A 23809-nucleotide genomic window follows, 5' to 3' on the forward strand; every position below is an offset into this window, starting at 1 on the left:
TTCCGACGGGAATTAATCGAAGCTCAAAGCGCCGAAAATCGTACGAGACCCCTCGCCGACCGGTCCGAGACGTAGCGGTCGTCCGGTCCGGAGCGACTTCCGTTCGCCGTCCGGAGCCCCGTCGCCAGCGTCGTTCTACTCGGAGACGACGACTGTCCCGATCATCCCCTGGTCGGCGTGCGGTTCGCAGACGTAGACGTACTCGCCCGGAACCGTGAACGTGTGCTCGAACGTCGTCCCGACCTCGTTGATGCTGTAATGTGCGTCGCCCTCGTAGGAGCCGAACGGCTCCGCGTCCTCCGGAATCGATATCTTCTCGGACGCCCCCGGCTTCGTCGTCACGTTGTGTCCAGCACTCTCGAACGTCCAGCGCACCGTATCCCCGACCGATATCTCGACGGTCTCCGGGACGAACCGGAGTCGACCCTCGGGTCCGACCGCTACCTCGGTGACCTGCCCGTCCGCGGCCGTTCCGGTTGTCGTCTCTCCGGTCGTCGTTTCGCCCGTTTCTTCGGTCGTCGTCTCTCCTGCTTCGCCGGTCGTCTCCGCCTCCGTGAACGGTCGTTCGGTCGTCTCCTCGCCCGGTGACCTCACGGGACCGGGACAGCCGGCGAGCGACCCCGCGGCTCCCGCTATCGTCGCGTACGTCAAGAACTGTCGCCTGTTCATCTCCCCCACCTGCGCCGCCATTCATCGTCTTCGGGGAAAAGTTCTCCGCCGGGGTTCGCCCCGGTTCGAACCGAAGGAAAATGGTCAGTTCAGCCGCCAGATTTCGTAGTTGAGCACCGTCGCGAACGCCACCCACGCGAGGTACGGCACCAGCAGCAGCGCCGCCCGGCGGTCGACGCGCGAGAACAGCGCTATCGTCGCGACGATGGCGGCGAGCAGCGCGACGATGACCGCCAGTCCGCCCGCCGGCCACTGCATGCCGAAGAACACGAGCGTCCAGGAGGCGTTCAGTGCGAGTTGCACCGCGAACGCTCCGAGCGCCAGTCGGTCCCGCTCGCCTCGCCAGACGAGATACAGTGCGACGCCCATCAGGAGGTACAGCGTCGTCCACACCGGCCCGAACACCCAGTTGGGCGGCGTGAACGCCGGTTGCTGGACCGTCGTGTACCACCCCGAAACGTCGTCAGCGGTGAGGAAGGCGGGCACGACACCTGCGAGCTCGCAGACGACGACGGCCGCGAGCAGGCCGGGCAGGTCGTCGCGCGAGAAGTCCGGACGGTCGGTGACGGTGCTCATGGTCACCCCTACGCGCTCCCGTACCGTAGTTCTGTGGTCGGACGGCCGGTCTACGGCACGGGAGCGTCACTCGTCGGCGAGCTGCTGGACGGTCTGGTGAATCTGTCGGACCTTCGCGGACTGCCGCTCGTTAGCGGCGGCGACGTCCTCTATCTCGTCGGCGACGCGCTCGGTCTGTTCGACCATCTCGTCGATCATGCTCGCCACCTCTTCGGTGCTGGCGGCCTGGTCGTCGGTAGCGTCAGCGACCTCCTGAATACCCGTCGACGTCTCCGTCACCGAGTCGACTATTTCTGCGAGCTTCTGCACCGTGCCCTCGACCCGTTCCAGCCCCTCGTCGACCTGCTGCGTCGTCGTTTCGAGACTCGCCACCGTCTCAGAGGCGTCCGCCTGGATCTCGGCGACCCGCTCCTATATCTCGCTCGCGTGCTCCTGGGACTCCTCGGCGAGCGCCTTCACCTCCTCGGCGACGACCGCGAACCCGTCGCCGTCCTCGCCCGCGCGCGCCGCCTCTATCGAGGCGTTGAGCGCCAGCAAGTTCGTCTTCTCCGCGATGTCGTCGATTACGGTGACCATTTCGTCTATCTCGTCGATCCGCTCCCGGAGCTGCCTGACGTCGGTAGCGGTGGTCTTCGAGGACGCGTTCACCTGCTCCATCACGTCGATTGCTTCGTCGGCCGCCGTCTGGCCCTCCTCGGCGAGCGTCTCCGCTCGCTCGACGCGGCCACCTCGTCGGCGGTAGCGGCGATCTCCTCGACGGTCGCCGCCATCGTCGATACCTCGCTAGAGACGCTCTCCATCGAGTCGACCTGGTCGTCGGACAGTTCCTTCATCTGGGACGTGCTCTCGGTCACTTCGTCCGACATCTCCTGGAGTTCCGTAAGCGGAGCGTGGACGTCGGTCCTGACCTCCCGCATGAGCGCTTCCTGTCGGTCGACGGCCTCCTCGAGTCGTTCGTTGTAGGAGTGGATGTAGGTGTCCGCGACCACCTGCATGTCGAGATTGATGACCCGGAGGATGGCGAGTATCTCCTCGAGGGCCCGGTCGAGCTCGTCGCCGACGGCTTCCGTCGTCGCCTCTCGCTCGGCGGTAGTAGCCGTCGCGGTTCCGCCCCCGTCGGTCGCCACATCGCTCCGGTTCGAGAGGCGGTCCAGGAGCCGCTCCTCGAGCCGGTCGAACAGGAGGGTAAAGATGAGGTCGTAGTAGACGCCATATTGACCGAGGTAGTGCTTCATCGGCATGTCGAGCAGGTCGTGAATCTTGCCGATACGAGCGCGGTCCCGGACGTACTCCATTCCGTAGTCGCCGGTGGCGAGCGTCACGAAGTACGCCGACTGCGTCCGCTTCAACTGGTCGATGCTCTTCGGCGAGCGACCGATGACGTCGAGTGCGTCCTCGTACTGCGTCAGGTTCTCGTAGAAGTCCTCGGCGATTTCGTCCGCGTGCTCGCGGAACAGCGACTCCATGTCGGAGAGGCGCTTCTCGTCTGTCTCGTCGAACCCGACAAACTCCTTCCGCCGCTGGACCTCCCGGGCGTCTAGGCCGCACTCCTCGACGAGCGAGTCCACGTCGAGTCGCTGGTTGAGGCCGTCGTTACCGAACTCGTCTGAGTAGTCTTTCACAGTGCATGTCGAGTAACTGGGTGTTGTTAATGTTGTGACTACGAGGAGAGATGCTTGGAATGGGTCGAGGTACCGACACCGGACCGCGTCGCCGGTCCGTCCGCCGAGGACCCTCTCACTGCCGATGCGACCCCCCGGGGCGCCGGTCCGGGATTATCGCGGACCCGGCAGCGGGTCCCGAGTATCGTAGGGACGGCCCCAGCGGCCGTCTTCTGGAATCGTAGTACGTTATCCGAACAATCTGTAGATTCGACCCTCGATATCCGTTTCGAGGACATATTCTACTAGTCAGACTTGAATACATAGCCAGAATAGCTTAGTGATGACTGCCCCTATTTGAATCAAGCGAGTTATCATGACAGACCTCATTGACTACAGAGACGAGTCGCATAACGAAGAGAATAGCGTCGCCCTGGACAGTGATGGAGATATCGCTGCTGACTCTCCGGGAGGAAAGTTGTTGCCCGACGGTGGTGCAGTAGAGGAAGACGAGACCAATGAATCAGAGGAGACTAGCGAGGAGGAAGCGGAAGAATCCGAGGGTCAGGCAGACGAATCACAAGAGACGGCGGAAGAGAGCGAAGAAGAGTCGGACGAATCCGACTATCGAGAGGAAGGGGAGACGACGGTGTTGTATCTCGACCTCGAAGGGTTGTTCCTCGACCTGCTCGGCCTCGAAGTCGATCTCGAAGAGATCGAGTTGGACGTGACGGCGGTAAGCGGCCCCGGTCGATTGCTAGGGAATCTACTCTCCAGTGTCGGAAATCTACTCGGTAGCGGCTCGAAAGGGCTGCTGGGGGGGCTATTCTCCGGAAGCCTCTTCGAGGGATTGCTCGGTGGTTCTGATTCCGACGAGGAGTCCGATGACTCTGGCCCGCTCTCGTCGTCGGTCGACTCTGCCCGTGATTCGGTAAGCGATGCGCTGGCAGACGTACCACTCGATGAACTGCTAACGACACTCCTGAAAGAGTTCATCGACCAGATGTTCGGAGATGATTCCGCGGAGGAATCCGGGACAGAGTCGGAAGCATGAGCGACGATACTCCGCCGCTAGATGTCGGTTCGGCGATTCGGAACATCGATTTCGACGAAGTGTTCGCGGACACGCCGCTCGAGGGCGAGTTTGACGACGAGGCGTCGGCGGAGTCACTCGGTGCGACGGTCGGGGAGTTCCTCGGTCGCCATCTCGGTGGGTGGCTCGGTGGTCTCCTTGGTGGCCTGCTGTTGGATTCTCTCTCCGATTCCGCATCGGACGCAAACGGTGATGAGGAAGCCGACACTGATGCTGAGAACGAGGCAAGTGAAGAGGATAATGGCGACGATACCGAAAGCGATGGGGGAGGCGAGAACGCGTGACCGATAACCCCGATCTGAAGGAAACGATTACCGACGAGCTGACCGAGCAAATTGACGTCAGTTCACTACTGGCTGGTGACGGCGTATCCGACCAGGTAGATGGTGCATCGCTCGGGCGAACGATCGGCGAAACGGTCGGCGCATTCGCTGGGCGCTATGTCGGTCGCACTGCGTTCGACTGGCTCGTCTCGAAGCTAACGTTTCAGAACGACGATGAAGGGGAGCGCTCGCTGCTTCGCCGTATCGGGGGTGCGTTCGTTGTAGCACTCGGGCGGACATTGAGCCGACCGCAGTTTCGTGATTCTATCGAAAGCGCACTTCGTGAACACGTCGAACAGCGGGAGGAGGCACTTGCCGAGGCGAAAGAGAGTGCCGAAGAGGCAGCGACAGATACGAAAGAAGACGTAGAGGGAGAGAGTGGTGAAGACGCTAGCATCGACGCCAGTAATCTCGACGCTGACGATATACAGGCCATTCGAGAAGAGACGTACCGTGACCTCCTCGAGACGATGGAGTACTCGGAACTTCGGTCCGTCGCGAAGGAGGTCGGCGTGAAGGCCAACTTGAAGCACGAAGAAATGGTCGACGCCATCGTTGAGGAATTCAACGACAGTGCTAAGCCAGACGAAGAACAAACCAATACGGAGTAGAGTACGCGACGTCAGCGACTGATTCTCGAACATCCTGTTCAGACCATGACTAACGCCGAATCCGATCTCGAACAGCACCTCACCGATGCGAAGGAGCAAATTCGGACGACACTTGACGCCGTCGAGGACGACGAACTGCCGGACGAAAAAGCCGAATCAGTACACGACACCATCAACGCCGTCGACGACGAAGTAGCAGATGCGTCGTTCGACGAATTACTTACATCCACCGGATTCACAAATATATCGGACGACATCGATCCGACCGACCTACCGATGGTGATGCAGGACGCTGACCCTGATGCCGTGCTCGACCTCCGTCACGTACTCGAACTGGCAGACCTCTCGAACGAATGGTCGAGCCTCGACGCGGAAGAGCGCGTCGAACGGCTCGAACGCATCGGCGGCGATGAAACGTCCAACACTGGCGATAGAAGCGTGAGCGACTTGCTGTCGGCAGTGTTGCCGAAATTCGGTTCCGACGAGGAAACGACGACCGAAGAGAGAAGCGACGACGAGGTGGACGGCGACAAACCCGAGGCAGAAAGCGAGAACGGTGAAGAAGACGAATCCTCGTCGACTGAGGAAACCATCGCGGAGCTTCGTTCGCTATTCGATGCCGCCAGATCGGATGAAGATGATGATACTGACGGGGAGACGGCGGAAGATGATGATACTGACGAGGAGACGGCTGAAGAAACCGAAGGGGACGAGCGTGGAGGTAGCGGTCGCGGACGGGTCACTACCAACGTCTCCACAGTACCGTCGTCCCGGTCTGACATGGGTCGTTCGACTCGCCACTCGACAATGCCGGACAAGAATTGACGGCTACTCCCAACGAATTGTCTGCGGTAATCGTATCCAGCACGGTATCTCTTTGAGCGAGGACACCAAAGATGCCTTATTTTGCCGTTTTATTTTATAATAATATCATTCAATCGCTTCTGCATAGTCATAATCTTCCTCTCCCGCTTCAGGTCGCTCTCCGTCTAGTTCGATCTTCCACCCTTCTAACGCGGTTGGATCGTCAAGTGCGTTCGTGAGCGTAGTTCTCACGCCAAGAACGTCGACTCCATAGTAGTCGTTCGGGACGCCGTGGAGATACTGCAACGCAGTCCGGAACAGCGACCGCATCCCGCCGTCGTCCTCGAAGTCGAAGTGCTTGTACGCGCCGGCCGCGACCTGGACCATCCCGTGGAGGAACTTCGATTCGGGGCGGCCACTGCCGTAGTTGTACCACTCGTTCTCGAAGCAGTCGTGGCTTTCGTGGAACTCGCCGGCGTTGTAGAGGCGCACGCCGTGCACCGTCGCCTGCCGGAGAGTGTCGTGCTCCCAGCGACCCTCACCGGGGAGCCAGCCGGTCGGATTGCCCGAAATCGGCGGCCCGACGCTCGGGTCGCGCGTGTGGTCGTCCATACCTCTCCGTAAGGACTGCGTACCCCTGTCGTTTTCCCCGCCTCGCCGCGACGGGGGAGCGAAAGAGGGCGACCGTCGGGGTCGTCGGGAGTCAGACCGCGATGGAGGACGGTGGCGCGCGCGTTACCTCGTAGTCGCCACTTTCGCGGACACCGATGACCGCCCACTCGTACTCCGGATTCAGTTCCCGTACCCGTTCGCGGAGTCGCGCGGCGTGTTCTTCCCACGTCACGAAACACCGGAGGTCGCCTCGCTCCGGCGCGTCGGAACCGTCGGTGAGCGCCGTCACGTGCACTTCTCGCCATTTCCGTTTGGCCCGGAACTCGTCGCCGTCTTCGAGCACTTCGTACCCGAGATCGTTGAATATCGACTTGGCCTCCTCGACCGGTGGCGTGTTAACAGGGGCCATTCGTTCGACGATAGCACACGCCGCATAATAAATGTTCTTGCGCGCTCGAGCGTGGAACGAGCTATTCCGAAGAATGGGTCAGCGTCGACCGGCGTGGCGATACTCGCAGGGCGGCACGGACCGGCGGAACGTCCGGACCGGCCTCGACGTCATCGACTTCCCCTCGGTCACTCGTGGGCGGCGTCCCACTCCGTCGCCTTCCGGAGGTTCTCACACTGGTTGCATTTGATTCGCCCCATCGTATCCATCGCCGTGTCGAGCGTCTCGCAGTGGCCACAGTAGTAGCCGTACCGGCGCTCGCGTTCCGGAGAGCGATAGACGACGAAGAAGGGACCTTTCGAACCGCGCTCGCCGTCCTGCCGGCTGACGTACAGCGTCTCGCCGTCCGGCGTCGTCGTTTCCTCCATCGCCGCCGACTTGTCGCTCCATCGGTTTAGGGCTACTGGAGGCCGCTTTGCGACGTCTTCCCGCGTCGGCGTTCCGGCTCACTTCGCCACTAAAAGGCTCCGGCACGTATCGTACTCGCTCGTCTCCCGTCGGCTCTGCTCCGAAACCGGATACCTAATTACTTAGGCGCGGCCCTTTTTATGCTTACTGTCTAGCGTAGCACTATGAGTTCTGATTCGCCAGGGAAGCCGGATTTCGGTCCGGAAGACGGCGACCAAGCGAGCAGACATGACCTCGACACAGTCATGGAACTGCTCGCAGACCGCCGTCGACGATACGTGCTGTACTACCTGCAGGAGGAGGGGTCGGCAGACGTCGCCGAACTCGCGGAGCAACTCGCTCGATGGGAAGGCGAACGTTCCGAGAAGCACCGACAGCGAATCACCACGGAGCTGTACCACAAACATCTCCCGAAGATGGGGGAACAAGGCATCGTCGAGGTCGGCGACGAGGTTCAGTTCGTCGACCTCACGCCGCCACTGGAGGAGTACCTCGACCTCGCCGCCAAGCAGGAACGACCGCTGTAACGCCGTCCGTTCTCGCCACCTCAGTCGGACTCGTACTCCGCCCAGATGTATCGCGTCGCCCAGCTCCGGTACGGCCGCCACGCCTCGGCGATGTCGCGCATCTCCGACCGCGAGAGGTCTCCACTGTCGGCGTAGAGTCGTTCGATGCCGCGCCGGACCGCCAGGTCGCCGAGCGGGAGCACGTCCGGTCGCTCCAGCACGAAGATGAGGTACATCCGGGCGGTCCACTTGCCGATTCCCTTGATGTCGGTGAGCTGGTCTATCACCTCCTCGTCCGAGTGTTCGGCCAGCCCCTCCCGGGTGAGGTCGTTCTCGCGGAACGCTCGCGCGGCGTTCCGGACGTACTCGACTTTCGTGCGCGAGAGCCCGGCGTCCCGGAGCGCGTCGGCCTCGGCCTCTAGAACGGTCGCCGGGTTCACTTCCTGGTCGAGCACCGCGAACACCCGCTCTTTGACCGCGGCGGCGCTGGCCGTCGATAGCTGCTGGTTGATTATCGAGACCACGAGTCGTTCGTACTCGGTCCACTCCGGTTCCGTGTAGGGGTCGTGTTCGTCGAGCAGTTCGGCCATCACGGGGTCGTCCCGCAGCGTCGCTTCGATGTCCTCGTCCATGCGTAGCTGGTGGGATGCGAGGTAAGCGTTCGCGCGGAAAAAAGGCGTCGTCCCTACTCTTCGAGTTCGTTCTCCTCGTCGCGGTCCACGCGCCGCCGCACGTCGACCTGGTAGTTCTCCAGAATGTCCCGGCCCAGGAGGACGGGGTAGTCCATGTGGCCCCGGTCCTCGATGCTCGCCGTGACCGTGTGGCGATTGCCGCCGACCCCGATGACCACGTCGACGACCGGCCGGGACTTGCTCGACTTCCGGCTACCCGACTTCACCCTGGTCATGCTCTTTATCGGTCCCGCGCCAATCTCCGCGGCGAGTTTCGTGTCGATGCTCGACCGGGTCGCGCCGGTGTCCGCCTTGGCGGTGACGGTCTCGGAGCCACTGGTACCGGAGACGAGCACCTGCTCGGTGTAGCCGATGACCAGCGGTTCGCCGGACTCGGGACTCCTGCTGACGGGTTTGCAGGCCGGCACCGAGTCGTCGAGCGTCGCCGCGAGTTCCTCGACGCGCTCGCGGTCCACGGTGCCGCCGGCCTCTTCGATGGCGAGCTGGGCGATGTAGGGGGCGGCGCTCCGGCCGGTCGCCTCGTACAGGCCCTTGAACCCCGCCGTCGGATTGACTTCGAGGACGTACCAACCGTCGTGACCCTCGATGAGGTCGACCCCGGCGTAGTCGAGTCCGATAACCTCCGCGGAGCGACGGGCGATCTCCGGGACGTTCTCCGGCAGGTTTTCGGACATGTCCTCGACGTCGCCGCCGAGCGCGACGTTGGTCCGCCAGTCGTTTTCGGGCGCGTACCGGTTCATCGCGCCGACGATCCGGTCGCCGACCACGTACACCCGCAGGTCGCGGTGACGTTCGCTGTCGCGCTCGATGAGTTCCTGGAGGAACGCCTGGCGCTGGCCCACCTGGGGGTTGACCATCTCGTCCGGACCGACCTTCCAGGTACCGCCGCCGTGAGTGCCGATGGCGGTCTTGTACACCGCCTCCTCGCCGAACGCGCTACGGCCGTCGTTGAGCCGACCGTCGTCCAGCGCCAGCAGGGCGTCCGGAACCCTGATGCCGGCGTCCGAGAGCGCCGTCGCGGTCGAGAACTTGTGGATAGCCGTCATCACCGAGCAGGGCCTGTTGAGAACCGGGCAGATGGAGTCGTAGATGTTCGCCAGTCCGAGCGCCTCGGAGGGCTGTTCGGTGTTCGAGAGCAACAGCCGGTTCGCGACGATGTCGACCTCCGGTTCGCGGACTATCTCGTCGTCTACGATGTGAACCGCCGTGTTCTCCTGGCGGAGCCACTCGGGCTCGTGTCCGAGGTCCTCGACGGCGTTCAGGATTGCTTTCGTCTCTTTGCTGTTGTGCAGACTGAGCACCCCGACGCGTACGTTCGAGCCATCAACAACCATGTGAATCTACGTTTCGTCCGATACGACTTAAAACGTTCCCAGATTCTTTGAACCGAAAACGTCGGCGGCCAGAAATTTTTTGCCGGGCCTGCTCGGGTAGTGCCACCTTTTTGTACGCTGACTTCTCAAGGACGGACATGGCCGGGACCGAAGCGGCGGCGGAAGCGTTCACCTACAACGGCGGCATCGTCGAACCGGGTGAGACCCAGAACATCCGGTACGGCATCAGCGAGACCTATCTCGGCGACCCGGTGCGCATCCCCGTTACTATCGTCAACAGCGAACGGCCGGGACCGACGGTCTTCCTGTCGGCGGCCGCCCACGGCGACGAACTCAACGGTATCGAGGTCGTCCGCGAAGTGGCCCACGAGTGGAACCACGACGAACTGCGGGGCACCATCGTCTGTCTGCCCGTGCTGAACGTCCCCGGCTTCCTCGCCCAGCAGCGGTACCTGCCGATATACGACCGCGACCTGAACCGCTCGTTCCCCGGCCGCGAGGGGTCGACGAGCGCGAAACGGATGGCCGACCAGATATACCGCAACTTCATCGAACCGTGCGACTTCGGCATCGACTTCCACACGTCGACCCGCGGTCGGACCAACATGCTCCACGCCCGCGCGGACATGGACGACCCCGACGTGGCCAGACTCGCCCGCGCGTTCGGGACGAACGTCATCATCTCCTCGTCCGGTTCCTCCGGGATGCTCCGGCGCGAGGCGTCGAAGGACGGCACGCCCGCCATCACCATCGAGATGGGCGAAGCACACCGCTTCCAGCGCGAGTTCATCGACCGGGCGCTAGAGGGCGTGATGAGCGTCTTCGCGGAGTACGACCTCCACCCCGACGACCCCGTGAAGTGGCCCGGCTGGCGGACCGTCATCGACGACGAGAAGGAGAAGACGTGGCTGCGCGCGGACGCCGGCGGCCTCGTCGAGATGCACTACGACCGCGGGTCGCTCGTCTACGAGGGGACGCCCATCTGCACCATCACGAACCCGTTCAAGACCGAGAACGAACCCGTGGAAGCGCCCTTCACCGGGTTACTCGTCGGCATCCTCGAGAACCCGGTCGTCTATCCGGGTAATCCGCTGTGTCACATCGTCGAACTGAACGCCGACACGCGGCGGGCGCTCAAGCGCGAGCGCTCGCGCCGCGAGTCGGGGGGCGACGCCCAGCCCCCCGGCTATCTCGCGGGTCGAGAGAGCGAGAACGGCGGTCGGTAGCGCGACGGGGCGCGCCGACCGACGTTGTCGTAGTCGGTCACGGTTCCACGCGTCCGAGCGGTGCGTGTGCGCGAGCGCCGCGACTCCGACGCCAGCGAATCATATTACTGCGGGGAGAACGCCGGAAAATCTCCTTACGTAACTTCTATTTGCCCCCGGTCCCGAGTTTCCGAGTGGCATGAGTCAAACGTACGACCGGGGCCTCGTCGAGGACTTCGGGCGCTGGCGGGAGTTCACCGCCGGCATGTGGGCCTGGGTTTTCCACAAGTTCACGGGGTGGGTGCTCATCGGCTACCTGTTCACGCACATCGCCGTCCTGAGCACGTCCACCACGGGAGCGGGAGCCTACAAGGCTACCCTCCAGGGCCTCGAGAGTCTCCTCATCGTTCGCATCGGCGAGGTCGGGCTGCTGGCCGTCGCCGTCTTTCACATCCTGAACGGCGTCCGACTGTTGTTCGTCGACCTCGGCGTGGGTCTGGAAGCACAGGACAAGAGTTTCTACGCTTCGCTGGTCGTGACGGCGGTCATCGTCCTGGCGAGCGTGCCGACGTTCATGGAGGGGGTGTTCTGATGGCCGAACGCTACTCCTCCTTCGAGAGCGGGAGTCTGACGTGGTTGCTCCAGCGCGTGACGGCGGCGTTCCTCGTCGCCGTGCTGGCATTCCACTTCTTCCTGCTCCACTTCGTCCACCACCCCTCCGAGATCACGTTCGCCGGAACGTCCGCGCGCATGAGCCAGTGGGGATACTTCACCACGATGGTGCTGTTCCTCGTCACCGCGGCGTTCCACGGCGTCAACGGCGTCTACGCCGCACTGCTCAACCAGGGACTCACCGGGACGCAGAAGACCGCCGTCAAGTGGGTGCTGATAGTCGCCGGCGTCCTGCTGTCGGCGCAGGGAATCTACGTGGCGCTCATAATGAACGGAATCATATCATGAGTATGCAAACGACCGAAGAAGACGAGGCAGAGACGCACTACCACCAGTCCGCGGACGACCGGCCGCACGACGAGAAGGTCCGCCAGCAGTCCGGGGCGCAGGAAGCGGTCGCGTCCGCCGAGCAGACGGTTCACCTGAAGGTGTTCCGCTACGACCCCGAGATAGAGGGGAAACACGAGCCGCGGTTCGACGACTTCCACGTCCCCTTCGAGAAGGGGATGACGGTCCTGGACGCGCTCATCTACGCCCGGGACCGGTTCGACACGACGCTGACCTTCCGGCACTCCTGCCGGCAGGCCATCTGCGGCAGCGACGCGCTGTTCATCAACGGCCGCCAGCGACTCGGCTGCAAGACCCAGATCGCGGACCTGGACGGCCCGGTTCGGATTGAGCCGCTCCCCCACGCCGAGGTCGTCAAGGACCTGGTCGTCGACATGGAGCACTTCTACGACCAGATGCACGCCGTCGAGCCGTACTTCCAGACGGACGAGAAACCTACCGACGAACTGGAAGAACAGCGCCAGAGCCGCGAGAACCGCGAGAAGGTCAAGATGTCGACGCGCTGCATCTGGTGTGGCGCGTGCATGTCCTCGTGTAACATCGCCGCCGGCGACAACGAGTATCTCGGCCCGGCCGCGCTCAACAAGGCCTACCGGTTCGCCATGGACGAACGCGAGGGCGAACGGCAGCACGAAAAGCGGCTCGAACATCTCGACCAGGAGCACGGCGTCTGGCGCTGCCAGACCCAGTTCTCCTGTACGAACGTCTGTCCGAAGGACATCCCGCTGACCGAGCACATCCAGGAACTCAAGCGCTCGGCGGTGAAGAACAACCTCAAGTTCTGGTAACCCGAACTCACACACATGCACGAACACGACGTCGTCGTCGTCGGTGCGGGCGGTGCGGGACTTCGCGCGGCCATCGCGGCCCACGAGGAGGGGGCCGACGTGGCCATCGTGACGAAGCTCCATCCCGTGCGAAGCCACACCGGCGCGGCAGAAGGCGGTATCAACGCGGCGCTCCGGGAGGGCGACTCCTGGGAGAAACACGCCTACGACACGATGAAGGGGTCGGACTACCTCGGTGACGCGCCCGCCATCGAGACCCTGACCAAGGACAGTCCCGAGGAGACCATCCAGCTCGAACACTGGGGGATGGCGTTCTCCCGCGAGGACGACGGCCGGGTGTCCCAGCGACCGTTCGGCGGTCTGTCCTTCCCGCGGACGACCTACGCCGGGGCCGAGACGGGCCACCACCTGCTGCACACGATGTACGAACAGCTCGTCAAGCGGGGCATCACGGTGTACGACGAGTGGTACGTCTCCCGGCTCGCCGTCACGGACCACGACGACCCCGAGCAGCGCGACTGTCACGGCGTCGTCGCCTACGACATCAAGTCCGGCAACGTCGAGGGGTTCGTCGCCCGCAACGGGGTCATCCTCGCGACGGGCGGTCTCGGCCAGGTGTACGACCACACGACGAACGCCGTCGCCAACACCGGCGACGGGGCCGCGATGGCCTACCGGGCCGGCGTCCCGCTGGAGGACATGGAGTTCATCCAGTTCCACCCGACGACGCTCCCCTCGACCGGCGTCCTCATCACCGAGGGGGTCCGCGGCGAGGGCGGTATCCTCTACAACAGCGAGGGCGAGCGGTTCATGTTCGAGCGCGGGTACGCCAACAACGTCGGCGAACTCGCGTCCCGCGACGTGGTCGCTCGCGCCGAACTGACGGAGGTCAACGAGGGTCGCGGTATCGACGACGACCACGTCCACCTGGACATGCGCCACCTCGGCGAGGAGCGCATCATGGACCGCCTGGAGAACATCGTCCACCTCGCGGAGGACTTCGAGGGCGTCGACCCGCTCGAGGAGCCGATGCCGGTCAAACCCGGCCAGCACTACGCGATGGGCGGCATCGAGACCGACGAGAACGGCGAGACCTGCATCTCCGGTCTCTACGCCGCCGGCGAGTGCGCCTGCGTCTCCGTCCACGGGTCGAACCGCCTGGGCGGTAACGCGCTGCCTGAACTCATCGTCTTCGGCGCGCGCGCCGGCCGGCACGCCGCAGGCACCGACCTCGGCGAGGCCGAAATCACGACGGGTCGCACCGAGGACACCGAACCCGGCGAGGTGGAGACGCCCGTCGCGCCCGGCGCGGTTGAGACCGACGAGGACGTCGCGGCCGACGGGGCGGGCGAGACCGAGGCCGACGGCGGCGCGACGCTCGCCGACCCCGGCCAGACCGTCGAGAGCGCGGTCCAGAACGAACGGACTCGCGTCGAGCGGCTCCTCGAGAAGGACGAGGGCATCCAGCAGGCCGAGGTCCGCGAGGACCTCCAGGAGACGATGACCGACTACGTCAACGTCTTCCGCAACGAGGACGGCCTCAAGCAGGCGCTGGCGGAGATTCGCGAGGTCCGTGAGCGGTACCAGGACGTCTACGTCAACGACCCGTCGCGGACGTTCAACACCGACCTCGTCCAGACCATCGAGATGCGCAACCTCATCGACCTCGCGGAGGCCATCACGCTCGGCGCGCTCGCCCGCGACGAGTTCCGGGGCGCCCACTGGCGCCAGGAACACCAGGAGCGCAAGGATGACGAGTGGCTCAAGCACACGCTGCTGTCGTGGAACCGCGGCGACCCCGAACTCTGGTACAAGCCGGTCATCCTCGAGGGCGAGGAGAAGGAGTACGAGCCGAAGGTCCGTAGCTACTGAATCGCCGCTCTTCCTCTCTGTCGTTCGTCTTGAACTTCGCCGCTATCGACGGTCATCCGTGGAATCTCACTCCATGTAGCCGAGTCCGCGCAGGCGGTCCTCGACGTCGTCGAAGTCTGCGTCGACTGTCTCCGAGGCGGACTGGCCGTACTCGCGCTGGGACACCGCGCCGCGGCCGGCCATCGAATGCGGGTCGAATATCTCCTTGAGCACTCGACCGTCGGCGTTCGCCGGGATGGGCTCGTCCAGCGAGTGGAGGACCGTCGGAGCCACGTCGGCGACGCTGGCGTCGGTGGGGGTCGCGCCGCTCTCGATGCTTGGCCCCCACGCGAGAAAGACGCCCTCCGGGCGGTGGCTGGCGACCTTGCTCCCGCTGTCGGAGAACACGGTGCGGGTGAGTTTCGACCCCGGTTCGTACTCCTCGATGCCCCGTACGATGAGGTCGGGCGAGTACGGGTCGTTCGGGAACAGGTCCTCGCCGTCGAGCACCCGGAGCGCGCGCTCGTCCGTCTCGGGGTCGGTCGTGGCCTCGAACAACGACCGGAGCTCCGTCTTCACGTCCTCGACGTCGCCCGGGTCGACGACGCCGGGGTCGAACCGCGTCGTGTCGTTGACGTAGCAGTTGCCGGAGCCGTGGACGAACGCCCTCGTCTCGTCGAAGTCCACGTCGTAGAGGTTGTGGTCGCCCGGGACCTGCGAGGCGACGGTGTCGACCAGCGAGCGCGGGAGGTGTTCGACCAGGGCCTCCTCGCTCACGCCGAGCCGGGCGAGGGTGCTCTCGATGGTCGTCTTCGTCACGCCGAACCGGGCCAGCACGCCCCGGGTGCCGTCGCCGCCCTTGCGCGCCAGGAACCCCTCCTGCTCCAGCAGCGTGTTCACCGAGACGATGGTCGAGATGGGGCCGAAGCCGTGGTCGGACGCGACGAAGAGGATGGCGTCGCGGTCGGCGACGTACTCCATCACCTCGCCGACCACGTCGTCGAGTTCGCGGTAGTGTTCGAGCAACGCCGCCTCGTCCCAGACGAGATGCTGGAGGCGGTCCGGCGCAGTGTAGACGAAGAAGAAGAGTCGCCACTCCTCGCGGTCCATCAGCAGGCGCATCAACCGTCGACGGGTGGCCAGGAGCGAGGAGAGTTCCTCGCGGAACTCCTCCGGCCGGTCGCGGTACTCGTCCCACGATAGGCCGACGCGATACTCGGGGATTTTCTCGGCTATCTCGTCGGCGAGGCCGTCGGGATGCGTGGACTGCTCGTCCATCTGGGGGGTCATCATCCCGGAGACGAGCGTGCCGTCGACCTCGTCGGCCGGATAGGTCATCGGGACGTTGCCGACGACGGCGGGCGAGAGCACGTCCCAGAGTTCGGGCTGGCGCACGTCGGCGCTGGTGTTCATCCGGTGCGTGTAGTTCGATTCGAGGTGCTGGAACCCGTAGACGCCGTGTTTGTCCGGCCAGACGCCGGTGGCGATGGTCGGCCAGGCCAGCGGCGTCGCCGCCGGCGTCGTGCTCGACAGCGCCCCGGCCGCTCCCTCCGCGGCGAGTCGCTCCAGGTTCGGAAGTTCTCCCGCCTGTATCCACGTGCTGAGCAGGTCCCAGGGGACGCCGTCGAGTCCGAGGACGAACGCCCGGTCGGGACTGGTCGTGTCCATCGACATAATCGCTTGCTCCGTCGGACTACCTGCGTCGGTTTTGTTATGCGCCGATTGGTCCCCGTTGGGCCGTGCTTTCCGAGGCCGCGGACCGGAACGCCGTTGGCCTTCGATTCGAAGGCCTCGCCGGCCCCAGCGTCGCCCTTCGGCGGGGAAAGCCGGTCCTGAACGTTCGCCGACGCCGGACGAGTCGCCTCACCGGTCGCGGCCGCCGCGGGGTCACGCGTCGAACGACGGCGCAGTCACCGACCGACGGCGTCCCCGCGTAGACACGGTAGCGTCGCGTGGGCGGGGACGGCGTCTCGAACGCGCCCGCCTGCCGGAGTTCGAGACGTCGAGGAAACGGGGCGTCCGAAGGTCCGGCGGGCGCGCTCAGGCCAGGATGCCGACGACGCGACGGACGTCGAGCAGGCCGCTGAACACGGCGAGGGCGGCCCAGACGACCACGCCGAGCAGTACGACGCCGGCGAGCGAGAGGGGGCCGGAGACGTACGGGAGCGCGACCAGGACCGCGCCGGACATCCCGGCGGTGATGGCACAGACGAAGGCGACGTGGCGCAGGAGCCGCGGGATCGACAGCGATAGTTCGGCGTGGACGACTGCGAGGTTGACGGCGACGTAGACGGAGTGCGTGGCGACCGTCGCTATCGCCGCTCCGAACGCCCCGAACGCGGGTATCAGGAGCAGGTTCAGCAGGAAGTTCGCGACCGAGGTGCCGCCCTTCGCCAGCGCGCGCTCCCGTGCCCGGCCGAGGAAGTCCAGTGCGTCGCTCGTGATGAACGTTATCGCCTGGAGGACGACGTAGCCGGCGAACGCCTGGACGACCGGGACGGCCGCGCCGTACGTCGTGCCGAACACGGTCACGACCGCGGGGTCGGCGACGAGCACCATCCCCGCCGCGGCGGGGACGTACAGCAGCAGGGTGTGTTCGAGCGTCGTCTCGTAGAGCCGCGCCGCGCTCTTCATCTCGCCGTCGGCCTTCTGCTCGCCGTAGGTCGGCGAGACGGTGAACCCGAGCGACGCCGCCGGCGTCTGGACGAACGTCGAGATCTGCTTCGCGAGGTAGTAGTAGCTGACCGCGATGGGGCCGACGAGCACCCCGACGAGGATGGTGTCGACGCGCTTGTCGAGTACGTTCGCGCCCCGGGTCGCGGTCAGCGGCACGCTGTATCGCAGGACCCGGCGGGCGAGGCCGGACTCGACCGCGTCGGGGGCGGCGCGTTCGTGGTCCCTGTAGAACTTCCAGTAGAGCAGGCCGACGCCGACGGCGGCGGCCAGCGCGTAGCTCACCACGTAGCCCGCGAGTGCGCCGGCCGCACCGCCGAGCGCGACCACGCCGAGGGAGACGAACGCGAGCAGGCAGACGCTCCCGGTCGCCCGGGTGACCGCGCTGTACGTGACGCGGTTGAACCCCTGGAACGCGATGACGGCGAACGTCGACAGCGAGTAGACGGCGACGTACACGCCGCCGAGGCCGAGCAGCGGTGCGAGGTCCGGATGTCCGACGAGGTGGGCGACCCGGCCGCCGAACAGTACGAATCCGGCGACGACGGCGAAGGTAGCGACGAGCCGGTAGCCGAGCGCGGTCCGGAGGACGTGGGGAATCTGTCCGGGGTCGGTCTCGCGGTACTCGGTGACGTATCGAGCGGCCGACTTCGCGAGACCGAGGTCGGCGAACAGTCCGGCGACGCCGCAGACGGCGAGCACCGTACCGAGGAGGCCGTACTCCGCGTTCGTCAGCAGGAAGCGCGTCAGCAGGACCACGAGCAGACCGTTGGCCACGACGTGGGCGGCGCGCGCCCCGAGCGTCGCTTTGAATCCGCGGGCGAGCCGTTTCGCGTCCATCATTCGCTCCCGTTCACGTAGTACAGCTGGAAGCCGCCGCCGGACTGGACGCGGGAGACGCCGGGGTGGGCTTCGAGGCTCCTGAAGCCGCGAGCGGGGAAGCGCAACCCGTCGTACACCCGTAGCTCACGCTGACGGGCGGCGTCCGTTACCGGCAGGTACCGCGGGCCGTCGTAGTACCGGGCGATGCGACCCGCGGTGAAGTTCTGCCCGGTGGCGTTGAACCCGCCGTAGATGGCGGTGCCGGTGAAGTCGAGGCGCTTGTTCTTCCGGTAGCCCAGCACCCCGTCGCCGTATCGCTCGGCGGGCGACCGGAGGCCGACGAATCGTGCGTCGGCCCGGTGGTCGAACGCCGTTCCGTAGCCCGTCATCGACCCCTGGGTGACGTGGCCGGACGGTTGGTAGATGTAGGGGGAGTGAAACACGGTGAGCAGCGACAGCGTGAGCAGGACGACGACGACGACGCCGGCCACGAGCGGGACGGGGTCCCCGTTCGGCGCGCGAGCCTCGACGACGTCGACGGTCCGGGCGACCGCGATGGCCCCGAGCATCGTCACGGGCACCATGATGAACCCGAGGACGCGGAAGTGGAACTGCGAGTAACTCGTCGCGAGGAAGACGCCGAACAGGCCGAACAGCGGCACGAGGCCGACGGCGAGATACTTGCTGAACGCGTTCACGTCGGCGTCCCGGAACCGACCGAAGAATCCCACGAGCAGCAGTATCCCGGCGAGTCCGCAGAACACCCCGGTGACGAGAAACAGCTTCAGGAACAGCGCCTCGAAGCTCCCGCCGATCTGGGAGAGACTGGCGGCCCGCTGACCGATGTCACCCCCCGTGGACGGGTCCGTCGCGATGCGGACGATGAGCGCCCGCGTCGCGCCCGACGACCGCTCGTGGCGGGGCGCCCACAGCAGGAAGACCGCCAGCAGGAACGCCGTCTGGCCGTACATGGCGCGGTGGCGGGCGATGGCGTGGCCCTTGCGGAACAGCCGATAGACGAACTGGACGAAGACGATGCCCCCGAACAGCAAGGCGGCGTTGACCGCCTGCTGCGGATGGACGAACACGATGGCGGCCGACGTGAGCGCGAGCAGCGTCCCGAAGGAGGTCCCGAACGGCAGCACGCTCGGTCCGTCGACGTTCGTGATGTACTTCGCCGCGACGAAGAGCATCAGGGGGAAAAACAGGATGGCCTGGGAGGTGGGGTGTGCGAGGAGGAACACGCTGATGCTGTTGATGGGCAACAGCAGGAACCCGCCCAGGGCGGCGAACGTCGTCGCCCGGTGGTCGCCCGTAACCGTCCGCACCCCGAGCGGGACGAAGACGAGGAACAGCAGCGCGAACGCGACGACCATCAGCATGAGACCGTCGCGCAGCGGGAGACCGGTCGTCTCGCTGATGACGATGGCGATGGAGTGGGTGCCGGGGTACAGGAGGTCGTAGGCGGCCATCTTCCCGCCGGCGATGTCTTTCGCCCAGCCGAGGTGGGTCAGCGAGTCGCCCGCGCCGTAGAAGTGATACCCCCGGAGGACCGGCAGGGCGGTAACCGCGAGCGTCGCGGCGCCGCCGAGCACCAGCGCGAGCGACCGGTACCAGTCCGGCGAGGCGCAGGCGACCCCGACCGAGATTACCAGTGCGAGGCCGATGCCGGCCCAGAACGCGAGCGGCGTCGCCGAGTAGATGGACAGTTCGTACGCCCGCGCCGGGTCGGCGTGGGCCGCGACCACGCCGACGGCCAGTGCCGCGAACCCGGCGACGAGCGCACTCTTCTCCAGTCGGTGTGAGTGCGTCCGAACCATTCGCTCGTCCCCGGCGACGCCGGTCGCACCCTTTGTTATGCACCCCCTGTTGCCGCAGAACCGACCGTAACGCTCGGCTCTCCCCCGACGGGCAGTTCGAGGCCGCGCCGGCGACGAACCGGTCGCCGGACCTCGTGCTCGTCGACCAGCCGCCCGGAATCGCGTCGATGCACCGGTTCGACGGACGCCACGGTCGTCGACGAGCGCGACGTCCCGCCCGGGACGCTGCTCGACGCAGTGGTGCACACCCGAGATTTTTCGTCCCGGCCTCCGTCGGGACGACCATGAGCGGCGTCGTCTTCTTCGCCAGCGAGGACCGCGAACGAACCGTCTCGTTCTACACCGACCGCCTCGGCGCGGACGTGTGGCTCGAACAGCCCGACTGCACCGTCCTCAAGTATGACAACATGCTCTTCGGGTTCTGCGAGCGCGAGTCCGCGGACACGGACGGCACCGTCACCTTCGTCACCGACGACCGGGCGGGCGTCGACGCGCTCCACGAAGAACTCGCCGACCGCGCTCGCGGCGACCCCGTCGAGAACGAGCGCTACGACATCTACCAGTTCTTCGCCGACGACCCCGAAGGTCGCACCGTCGAAGTGCAGACGTTCCTCCACGAGACGGACCCCGTCTGACGCCACCCGTCGAGGCCGGCGTCGGACAGCACCGAACCGACAGCGGGATGTAGCCGCTCGTGACTAACGCCGGCATGGACGATTTCGAGTACGCGACGGAAATCGAGGTTCGGTATCGCGACCTCGACACGATGGGCCACGTCAACAACGCCGTCTACGCCACGTTCCTCGAACAGGCGCGCATGGACTACTTCCGCGACGTCGTCGGCGCGGAACTCGAGGACGTCGGCGGTGTCATCGCCCACCTCGAAATCGACTACCGCCAGGCCGTCACGCTCGACGACGACGTGATCGTCGCCGTTCGCGTCCCCGAACTCGGCGAGTCCAGCATCCCGATGGAGTATGAGATCCGCGCGGACGGCGAGGTGGCAGCGACCGCGGAGGTCGTCCAGGTCGCCGTCGACCCCGAGACGCGCGAGTCGCGGGCGCTCCCCGAGCTCTGGCGCGACCGTATCAGTACCTACGAGGGCCTCTGAGTTCGCGGACCCCGGCGCTACTTCTCGTGCAATCGCGTCCAGGAGAACGGACCAGCCACGGCTGGTCAGTGTCGGTTCGATAGGATTGTGCGTGGGTGCAGTCCCGATGTGGGAGGGCACCTTGCATCGTTCGTGGCGAGTGTCGCCGTGCGATGCGTGGGACCGGATTTGAACCGGCGGACCCCTACGGGACAGCGCCCTCAACGCTGCGCCGTTGGCCTAGCTTGGCTACCCACGCTCGCAGTCACTTTCCGCACTCGGTGGTAGATGGTGCCCCGATAAAAGGCCTTTCATTTGCTCGCAGTCCGGTGGGCGTTCACGCGCCGTACTGCACCGGGCGTACTTCGATGTCCGTCACTCCCGGCGCGACCGGCGGCCGACGATGGCAACTGGACCGCCGACTCGACGCCGACGTATAGACTTTCACACAATAAGTTCATTCGTCCGCGCGAAGATACCCCGGGCGATGCTCAAGTCCCTGCTCGATCGCTTCCGAAACACCCGCATCGACTACGTCTGCTCGGACTGTGCGCGGGCGTTCGACCTGCCGTACGACGCCTGCCCGATTTGCGAGGAGGGCGACCTCCATCGCGTCGTGAACTGACCGGGGCGAGCGACGCCGACGCGACGAGCGGGTAGGATAACGCGTATGTCGGGTCGGCCCCAACGCCGTCACATGAACTGGACAACGCGGAACCACGTCCCGGCACTGACCGCCGTCCTCTCCGTCGTCTCTCTCGCGCTCGTGTTCGCCGCGGCGCTCGGGGTCGTTCCGCAGGGGGCGCTCCCACACGCCCCCGCCGCGGTGCTCGCCGCCATCCCGCACGTCAACGCCGCAATCAGCGCCGTCGCCATCGTCGTCATCGCGGGCGCGTGGCGAGCGATTCGCCGCGGGAACGTCGACCGGCACCGCAGCGGCATGCTGGCAGGACTCGTCCTTTTCGTCGCGTTCCTCGCGCTGTACCTCTACAAGGTCGCGCTGGAGGGTCCGACGCAGTTCCCCGGCCCCGCCGCAGTCGAGCGGTTCGTCTACTTCCCGATACTGGCCGTCCACGTCCTGCTGGCGGTGGTCTGCATCCCCCTGCTGTACTACGTCCTGCTGCTGGCGCTCACGCGCCCGGTCGGCACGCTCTCGGAGACGAACCACCCCCGAATCGGCCGCGTCGCCGCCTCGCTCTGGCTGATATCGTTCTTCCTCGGCGTGGTCGTCTACCTGCTGCTGTACGTGGCGTACTGATCGGGACGAGGATTCGGGCGGCCGATGGAGAACCGAGGCCGTCAGTCGTCCGCGCCGGCCGACGACCCGCCGTCGATGACGGGGCGACTCACCTCGCGGTCGGTCTCCTCGCCGTCTATCTCGTAGGGGTACTCGCCGGTGACACAGCCCATGCAGAGGTCGCCGCGGTCGGCCCCCAGCGCGTCCGCGACCGCCTCCCTGGAGAGGTACGCGAGGCTATCGGCGTCGATGGCGTCGCCGATCTCCTCGACGGACTTGTCAGAGGCGATGAGCTCCTCGCGGGTCGCCATGTCGATGCCGAGGTAACAGGGGGCGACGATAGGCGGCGCGCCGATGCGCATGTGGACCGCCTCCGCCCCGCAGTCTTTGAGCAACTGGACGAGCTGCGTCGAGGTGGTGCCCCGGACGATGCTGTCGTCGATGAGCGTCACCGTCTTCCCCTCGACCGTCGACTTGATGGGGTTGAGCTTCAGGCGGACGGCGCGCTCGCGCTCGTCCTGGGTCGGCATGATGAACGTGCGACCGACGTACCGGTTCTTCATCAGCCCCTCGGCGAACTCGACGCCGGCCCCGTTATCCTGGGCCGCCTCGGCGTACCCCGAGGCGAACGCCCGACCGGAGTCCGGCACCGGCATCACGACGTCGGTGTCGATGCCGCTCTCCTCCCAGAGGTTGCGTCCGAGCTCCCGCCGCACCTCGTAGACGAGGTTGCCGTCGATGACGCTGTCCGGCCGCGCGAAGTAGACGTGCTCGAAGAAGCAGTGAGCCGGCCGGTCGCGCTCGACCAGCTGGTAGCTGTCGAACCCCTCGCCGTCGGGGTGGAGGACGACGAGTTCGCCGGGACGGACGTCCCGGACGAGTTCGCCGTCGATGGTGTCGATGGCCGCCGACTCGCTGGCGACGACGTACCCGTCTTCGACCGTCCCGATACAGAGCGGACGGTTACCGGCGGGGTCCCGGACCCCGAGCACGGTGTCGTCGTGCATGATGGCCAGCGAGTAGGAGCCGTGGATGCGGCTCATCGTTCGTTTGACCGCCCGGACGAGGTCCGATTCCAGCAGGTTGCGAGCGAGGTCGTGGGCGATGACCTCGGTGTCGCCGTCGGAGGTGAACGCGTGGCCAAGTCCGGCCAGCTCCTCGCGAATCTCTTCGGAGTTGACGAGGTTGCCGTTGTGCGATAGCGCGAGCGAGCCGCTCTTGAACGAGACGGTGAACGGCTGTGCGCAGCTCTCGTCGACGCTGCCCGCGGTGGGATACCGGACGTGACCGATGCCCGCGCTCCCCGCGAGTCCGTCGACGTCGTCGGTGTCGAACGCGTCGCCGACGAGACCCATCTCGACGTGGTTGTGTTGCTGGAACCCGTCGTGGGTGACGATTCCCGCAGACTCCTGGCCGCGGTGCTGGAGGGCGTACAGCGAGTAGTAGAGGGGTCGCGCAGCGTCTCGGTCGGCGAGCGACGCGCCGACGACGCCGCACTTCTCTGTCGGGCCGTCGAAGGACCCGTCCCGGCCATCTGGCATAGCTACTCATAGTGCGGGCCAGTAGTAAAAAGCCTCGTTATCGTGTCGTATTCTTCCGTTCCCAAGCTGAATTTATGCACGAGCG

The 23809-nt window shown here is 65.5% G+C and carries 27 protein-coding genes, 1 tRNA gene and 1 pseudogene; 15 read left to right on the forward strand and 14 right to left on the reverse strand.

Annotated features, from left to right (window positions below; genetic code table 11):
• Positions 1-135 precede the first annotated feature (135 nt).
• The 4 genes and pseudogenes from ACRYA2_RS02310 to ACRYA2_RS02325 form a co-directional block, all read right to left on the reverse strand.
• Complete coding sequence (locus tag ACRYA2_RS02310; protein WP_433623819.1) at positions 136-669, reverse strand: plastocyanin/azurin family copper-binding protein; 534 nt, start codon at positions 667-669, stop codon at positions 136-138.
• Positions 670-753: 84 nt separating this feature from the next.
• Positions 754-1245, reverse strand: a complete 492-nt coding sequence (locus tag ACRYA2_RS02315) for a TspO/MBR family protein (RefSeq protein ID WP_433623821.1) — start codon at positions 1243-1245, stop codon at positions 754-756.
• A 66-nt stretch (positions 1246-1311) separates the two neighbouring features.
• Positions 1312-1902: pseudogene (locus tag ACRYA2_RS02320) on the reverse strand (methyl-accepting chemotaxis protein).
• Positions 1902-2867, reverse strand: a complete 966-nt coding sequence (locus ACRYA2_RS02325) for a protoglobin domain-containing protein (protein ID WP_433623823.1) — start codon at positions 2865-2867, stop codon at positions 1902-1904. Before ACRYA2_RS02325 ends, ACRYA2_RS02320 begins: the two are co-directional and overlap by 1 nt.
• A 355-nt stretch (positions 2868-3222) precedes the next feature.
• Here ACRYA2_RS02325 and ACRYA2_RS02330 point away from each other — a divergent pair, with 355 nt between their 5' ends.
• Genes ACRYA2_RS02330 through ACRYA2_RS02345 form a run of 4 tightly spaced genes read left to right on the forward strand, consistent with a single transcriptional unit; the run spans position 3223 to position 5698 of the window.
• The gene (locus ACRYA2_RS02330; RefSeq protein ID WP_433623825.1) at positions 3223-3900 is read left to right on the forward strand and encodes a hypothetical protein; all 678 of its coding nucleotides are present in this window, start codon (positions 3223-3225) and stop codon (positions 3898-3900) included.
• Positions 3897-4223: a hypothetical protein gene (locus ACRYA2_RS02335; protein ID WP_433623827.1), complete on the forward strand. Its 327-nt coding sequence runs from the start codon at positions 3897-3899 to the stop codon at positions 4221-4223. The genes ACRYA2_RS02330 and ACRYA2_RS02335 overlap by 4 nt, the downstream gene beginning before the upstream one ends.
• The gene (locus tag ACRYA2_RS02340; protein WP_433623829.1) at positions 4220-4873 is read left to right on the forward strand and encodes a hypothetical protein; all 654 of its coding nucleotides are present in this window, start codon (positions 4220-4222) and stop codon (positions 4871-4873) included. Before ACRYA2_RS02335 ends, ACRYA2_RS02340 begins: the two co-directional genes overlap by 4 nt.
• Before the next feature lie 45 nt (positions 4874-4918).
• On the forward strand, positions 4919-5698 hold the full coding sequence (locus ACRYA2_RS02345) for a hypothetical protein (protein ID WP_433623831.1): 780 nt from the start codon (positions 4919-4921) through the stop codon (positions 5696-5698).
• Between the two features lie 105 nt (positions 5699-5803).
• On the opposite strand, the gene ACRYA2_RS02350 is transcribed toward ACRYA2_RS02345, so the two are convergent.
• The 3 genes from ACRYA2_RS02350 to ACRYA2_RS02360 form a co-directional block, all read right to left on the reverse strand.
• Positions 5804-6289, reverse strand: coding sequence for a DUF309 domain-containing protein (locus tag ACRYA2_RS02350; RefSeq protein WP_433623834.1), 486 nt, complete (start codon positions 6287-6289; stop codon positions 5804-5806).
• A gap of 91 nt (positions 6290-6380) precedes the next feature.
• Positions 6381-6698 (reverse strand): DUF7116 family protein, encoded by a 318-nt coding sequence (locus ACRYA2_RS02355; protein ID WP_433623837.1) that lies wholly within the window; start codon positions 6696-6698, stop codon positions 6381-6383.
• A gap of 167 nt (positions 6699-6865) precedes the next feature.
• Entirely contained in the window at positions 6866-7105 is a 240-nt protein-coding gene (locus ACRYA2_RS02360) for a DUF5816 domain-containing protein (protein WP_433623839.1), read from the reverse strand.
• A gap of 204 nt (positions 7106-7309) precedes the next feature.
• Here ACRYA2_RS02360 and ACRYA2_RS02365 point away from each other — a divergent pair, with 204 nt between their 5' ends.
• Positions 7310-7672, forward strand: coding sequence for a DUF7344 domain-containing protein (locus ACRYA2_RS02365; protein ID WP_433623841.1), 363 nt, complete (start codon positions 7310-7312; stop codon positions 7670-7672).
• Positions 7673-7692: 20 nt separating this feature from the next.
• Here ACRYA2_RS02365 and ACRYA2_RS02370 read toward each other — a convergent pair whose 3' ends face one another.
• Positions 7693-8283 carry a DNA-3-methyladenine glycosylase family protein gene (locus tag ACRYA2_RS02370; protein ID WP_433623843.1) on the reverse strand — a complete coding sequence of 197 codons (591 nt, stop codon included), beginning with the start codon at positions 8281-8283 and terminating at the stop codon, positions 7693-7695.
• Positions 8284-8336: 53 nt separating this feature from the next.
• Positions 8337-9677, reverse strand: a complete 1341-nt coding sequence (locus ACRYA2_RS02375) for an ATP-grasp domain-containing protein (protein ID WP_433623845.1) — start codon at positions 9675-9677, stop codon at positions 8337-8339.
• Between the two features lie 137 nt (positions 9678-9814).
• On the opposite strand from ACRYA2_RS02375, the gene ACRYA2_RS02380 reads away from it, so the two are divergent.
• From ACRYA2_RS02380 to ACRYA2_RS02400, 5 genes are all read left to right on the forward strand, one after another.
• Positions 9815-10903: a succinylglutamate desuccinylase/aspartoacylase family protein gene (locus ACRYA2_RS02380; RefSeq protein WP_433623847.1), complete on the forward strand. Its 1089-nt coding sequence runs from the start codon at positions 9815-9817 to the stop codon at positions 10901-10903.
• Between the two features lie 178 nt (positions 10904-11081).
• Complete coding sequence (gene sdhC, locus ACRYA2_RS02385) at positions 11082-11474, forward strand: succinate dehydrogenase, cytochrome b556 subunit (RefSeq protein WP_433623849.1); 393 nt, start codon at positions 11082-11084, stop codon at positions 11472-11474.
• Complete coding sequence (locus ACRYA2_RS02390) at positions 11474-11842, forward strand: succinate dehydrogenase hydrophobic membrane anchor subunit (RefSeq protein WP_433623851.1); 369 nt, start codon at positions 11474-11476, stop codon at positions 11840-11842. The genes sdhC and ACRYA2_RS02390 overlap by 1 nt, the downstream gene beginning before the upstream one ends.
• Complete coding sequence (locus ACRYA2_RS02395; protein ID WP_433623853.1) at positions 11839-12690, forward strand: succinate dehydrogenase/fumarate reductase iron-sulfur subunit; 852 nt, start codon at positions 11839-11841, stop codon at positions 12688-12690. The genes ACRYA2_RS02390 and ACRYA2_RS02395 overlap by 4 nt, the downstream gene beginning before the upstream one ends.
• A gap of 15 nt (positions 12691-12705) precedes the next feature.
• Positions 12706-14562: an FAD-binding protein gene (locus ACRYA2_RS02400; RefSeq protein ID WP_433623855.1), complete on the forward strand. Its 1857-nt coding sequence runs from the start codon at positions 12706-12708 to the stop codon at positions 14560-14562.
• A 66-nt stretch (positions 14563-14628) separates the two neighbouring features.
• Here the strand turns inward: ACRYA2_RS02400 and ACRYA2_RS02405 are convergent, their stop codons facing one another.
• Positions 14629-16215, reverse strand: coding sequence for an alkaline phosphatase family protein (locus ACRYA2_RS02405; RefSeq protein ID WP_433623857.1), 1587 nt, complete (start codon positions 16213-16215; stop codon positions 14629-14631).
• Between the two features lie 65 nt (positions 16216-16280).
• Between ACRYA2_RS02405 and ACRYA2_RS02410 the strand changes: the two genes are divergently transcribed.
• Positions 16281-16478: a hypothetical protein gene (locus ACRYA2_RS02410; RefSeq protein ID WP_433623859.1), complete on the forward strand. Its 198-nt coding sequence runs from the start codon at positions 16281-16283 to the stop codon at positions 16476-16478.
• Positions 16479-16581: 103 nt separating this feature from the next.
• On the opposite strand, the gene ACRYA2_RS02415 is transcribed toward ACRYA2_RS02410, so the two are convergent.
• Positions 16582-18057 carry a lipopolysaccharide biosynthesis protein gene (locus ACRYA2_RS02415; RefSeq protein WP_433623861.1) on the reverse strand — a complete coding sequence of 492 codons (1476 nt, stop codon included), beginning with the start codon at positions 18055-18057 and terminating at the stop codon, positions 16582-16584.
• Positions 18054-19856, reverse strand: a complete 1803-nt coding sequence (locus ACRYA2_RS02420) for a hypothetical protein (RefSeq protein ID WP_433623863.1) — start codon at positions 19854-19856, stop codon at positions 18054-18056. Before ACRYA2_RS02420 ends, ACRYA2_RS02415 begins: the two co-directional genes overlap by 4 nt.
• Before the next feature lie 284 nt (positions 19857-20140).
• On the opposite strand from ACRYA2_RS02420, the gene ACRYA2_RS02425 reads away from it, so the two are divergent.
• Positions 20141-20491: a VOC family protein gene (locus ACRYA2_RS02425; protein ID WP_433623865.1), complete on the forward strand. Its 351-nt coding sequence runs from the start codon at positions 20141-20143 to the stop codon at positions 20489-20491.
• Positions 20492-20565: 74 nt separating this feature from the next.
• Positions 20566-20967 carry an acyl-CoA thioesterase gene (locus ACRYA2_RS02430; RefSeq protein WP_433623867.1) on the forward strand — a complete coding sequence of 134 codons (402 nt, stop codon included), beginning with the start codon at positions 20566-20568 and terminating at the stop codon, positions 20965-20967.
• Between the two features lie 153 nt (positions 20968-21120).
• On the opposite strand, the gene ACRYA2_RS02435 is transcribed toward ACRYA2_RS02430, so the two are convergent.
• Positions 21121-21205, reverse strand: a tRNA-Leu gene (locus tag ACRYA2_RS02435).
• Between the two features lie 228 nt (positions 21206-21433).
• Here ACRYA2_RS02435 and ACRYA2_RS02440 point away from each other — a divergent pair.
• Together ACRYA2_RS02440 and ACRYA2_RS02445 are read left to right on the forward strand one after the other, a co-directional pair.
• Positions 21434-21571 (forward strand): hypothetical protein, encoded by a 138-nt coding sequence (locus ACRYA2_RS02440; RefSeq protein ID WP_433623869.1) that lies wholly within the window; start codon positions 21434-21436, stop codon positions 21569-21571.
• Positions 21572-21643: 72 nt separating this feature from the next.
• Entirely contained in the window at positions 21644-22204 is a 561-nt protein-coding gene (locus tag ACRYA2_RS02445; RefSeq protein ID WP_433623871.1) for a DUF420 domain-containing protein, read from the forward strand.
• A 41-nt stretch (positions 22205-22245) separates the two neighbouring features.
• On the opposite strand, the gene purF is transcribed toward ACRYA2_RS02445, so the two are convergent.
• Positions 22246-23724, reverse strand: a complete 1479-nt coding sequence (gene purF / locus ACRYA2_RS02450) for an amidophosphoribosyltransferase (protein WP_433623873.1) — start codon at positions 23722-23724, stop codon at positions 22246-22248.
• Positions 23725-23809: the final 85 nt, after the last annotated feature.

This window comes from Halomicrococcus pelagicus (assembly GCF_050954125.1).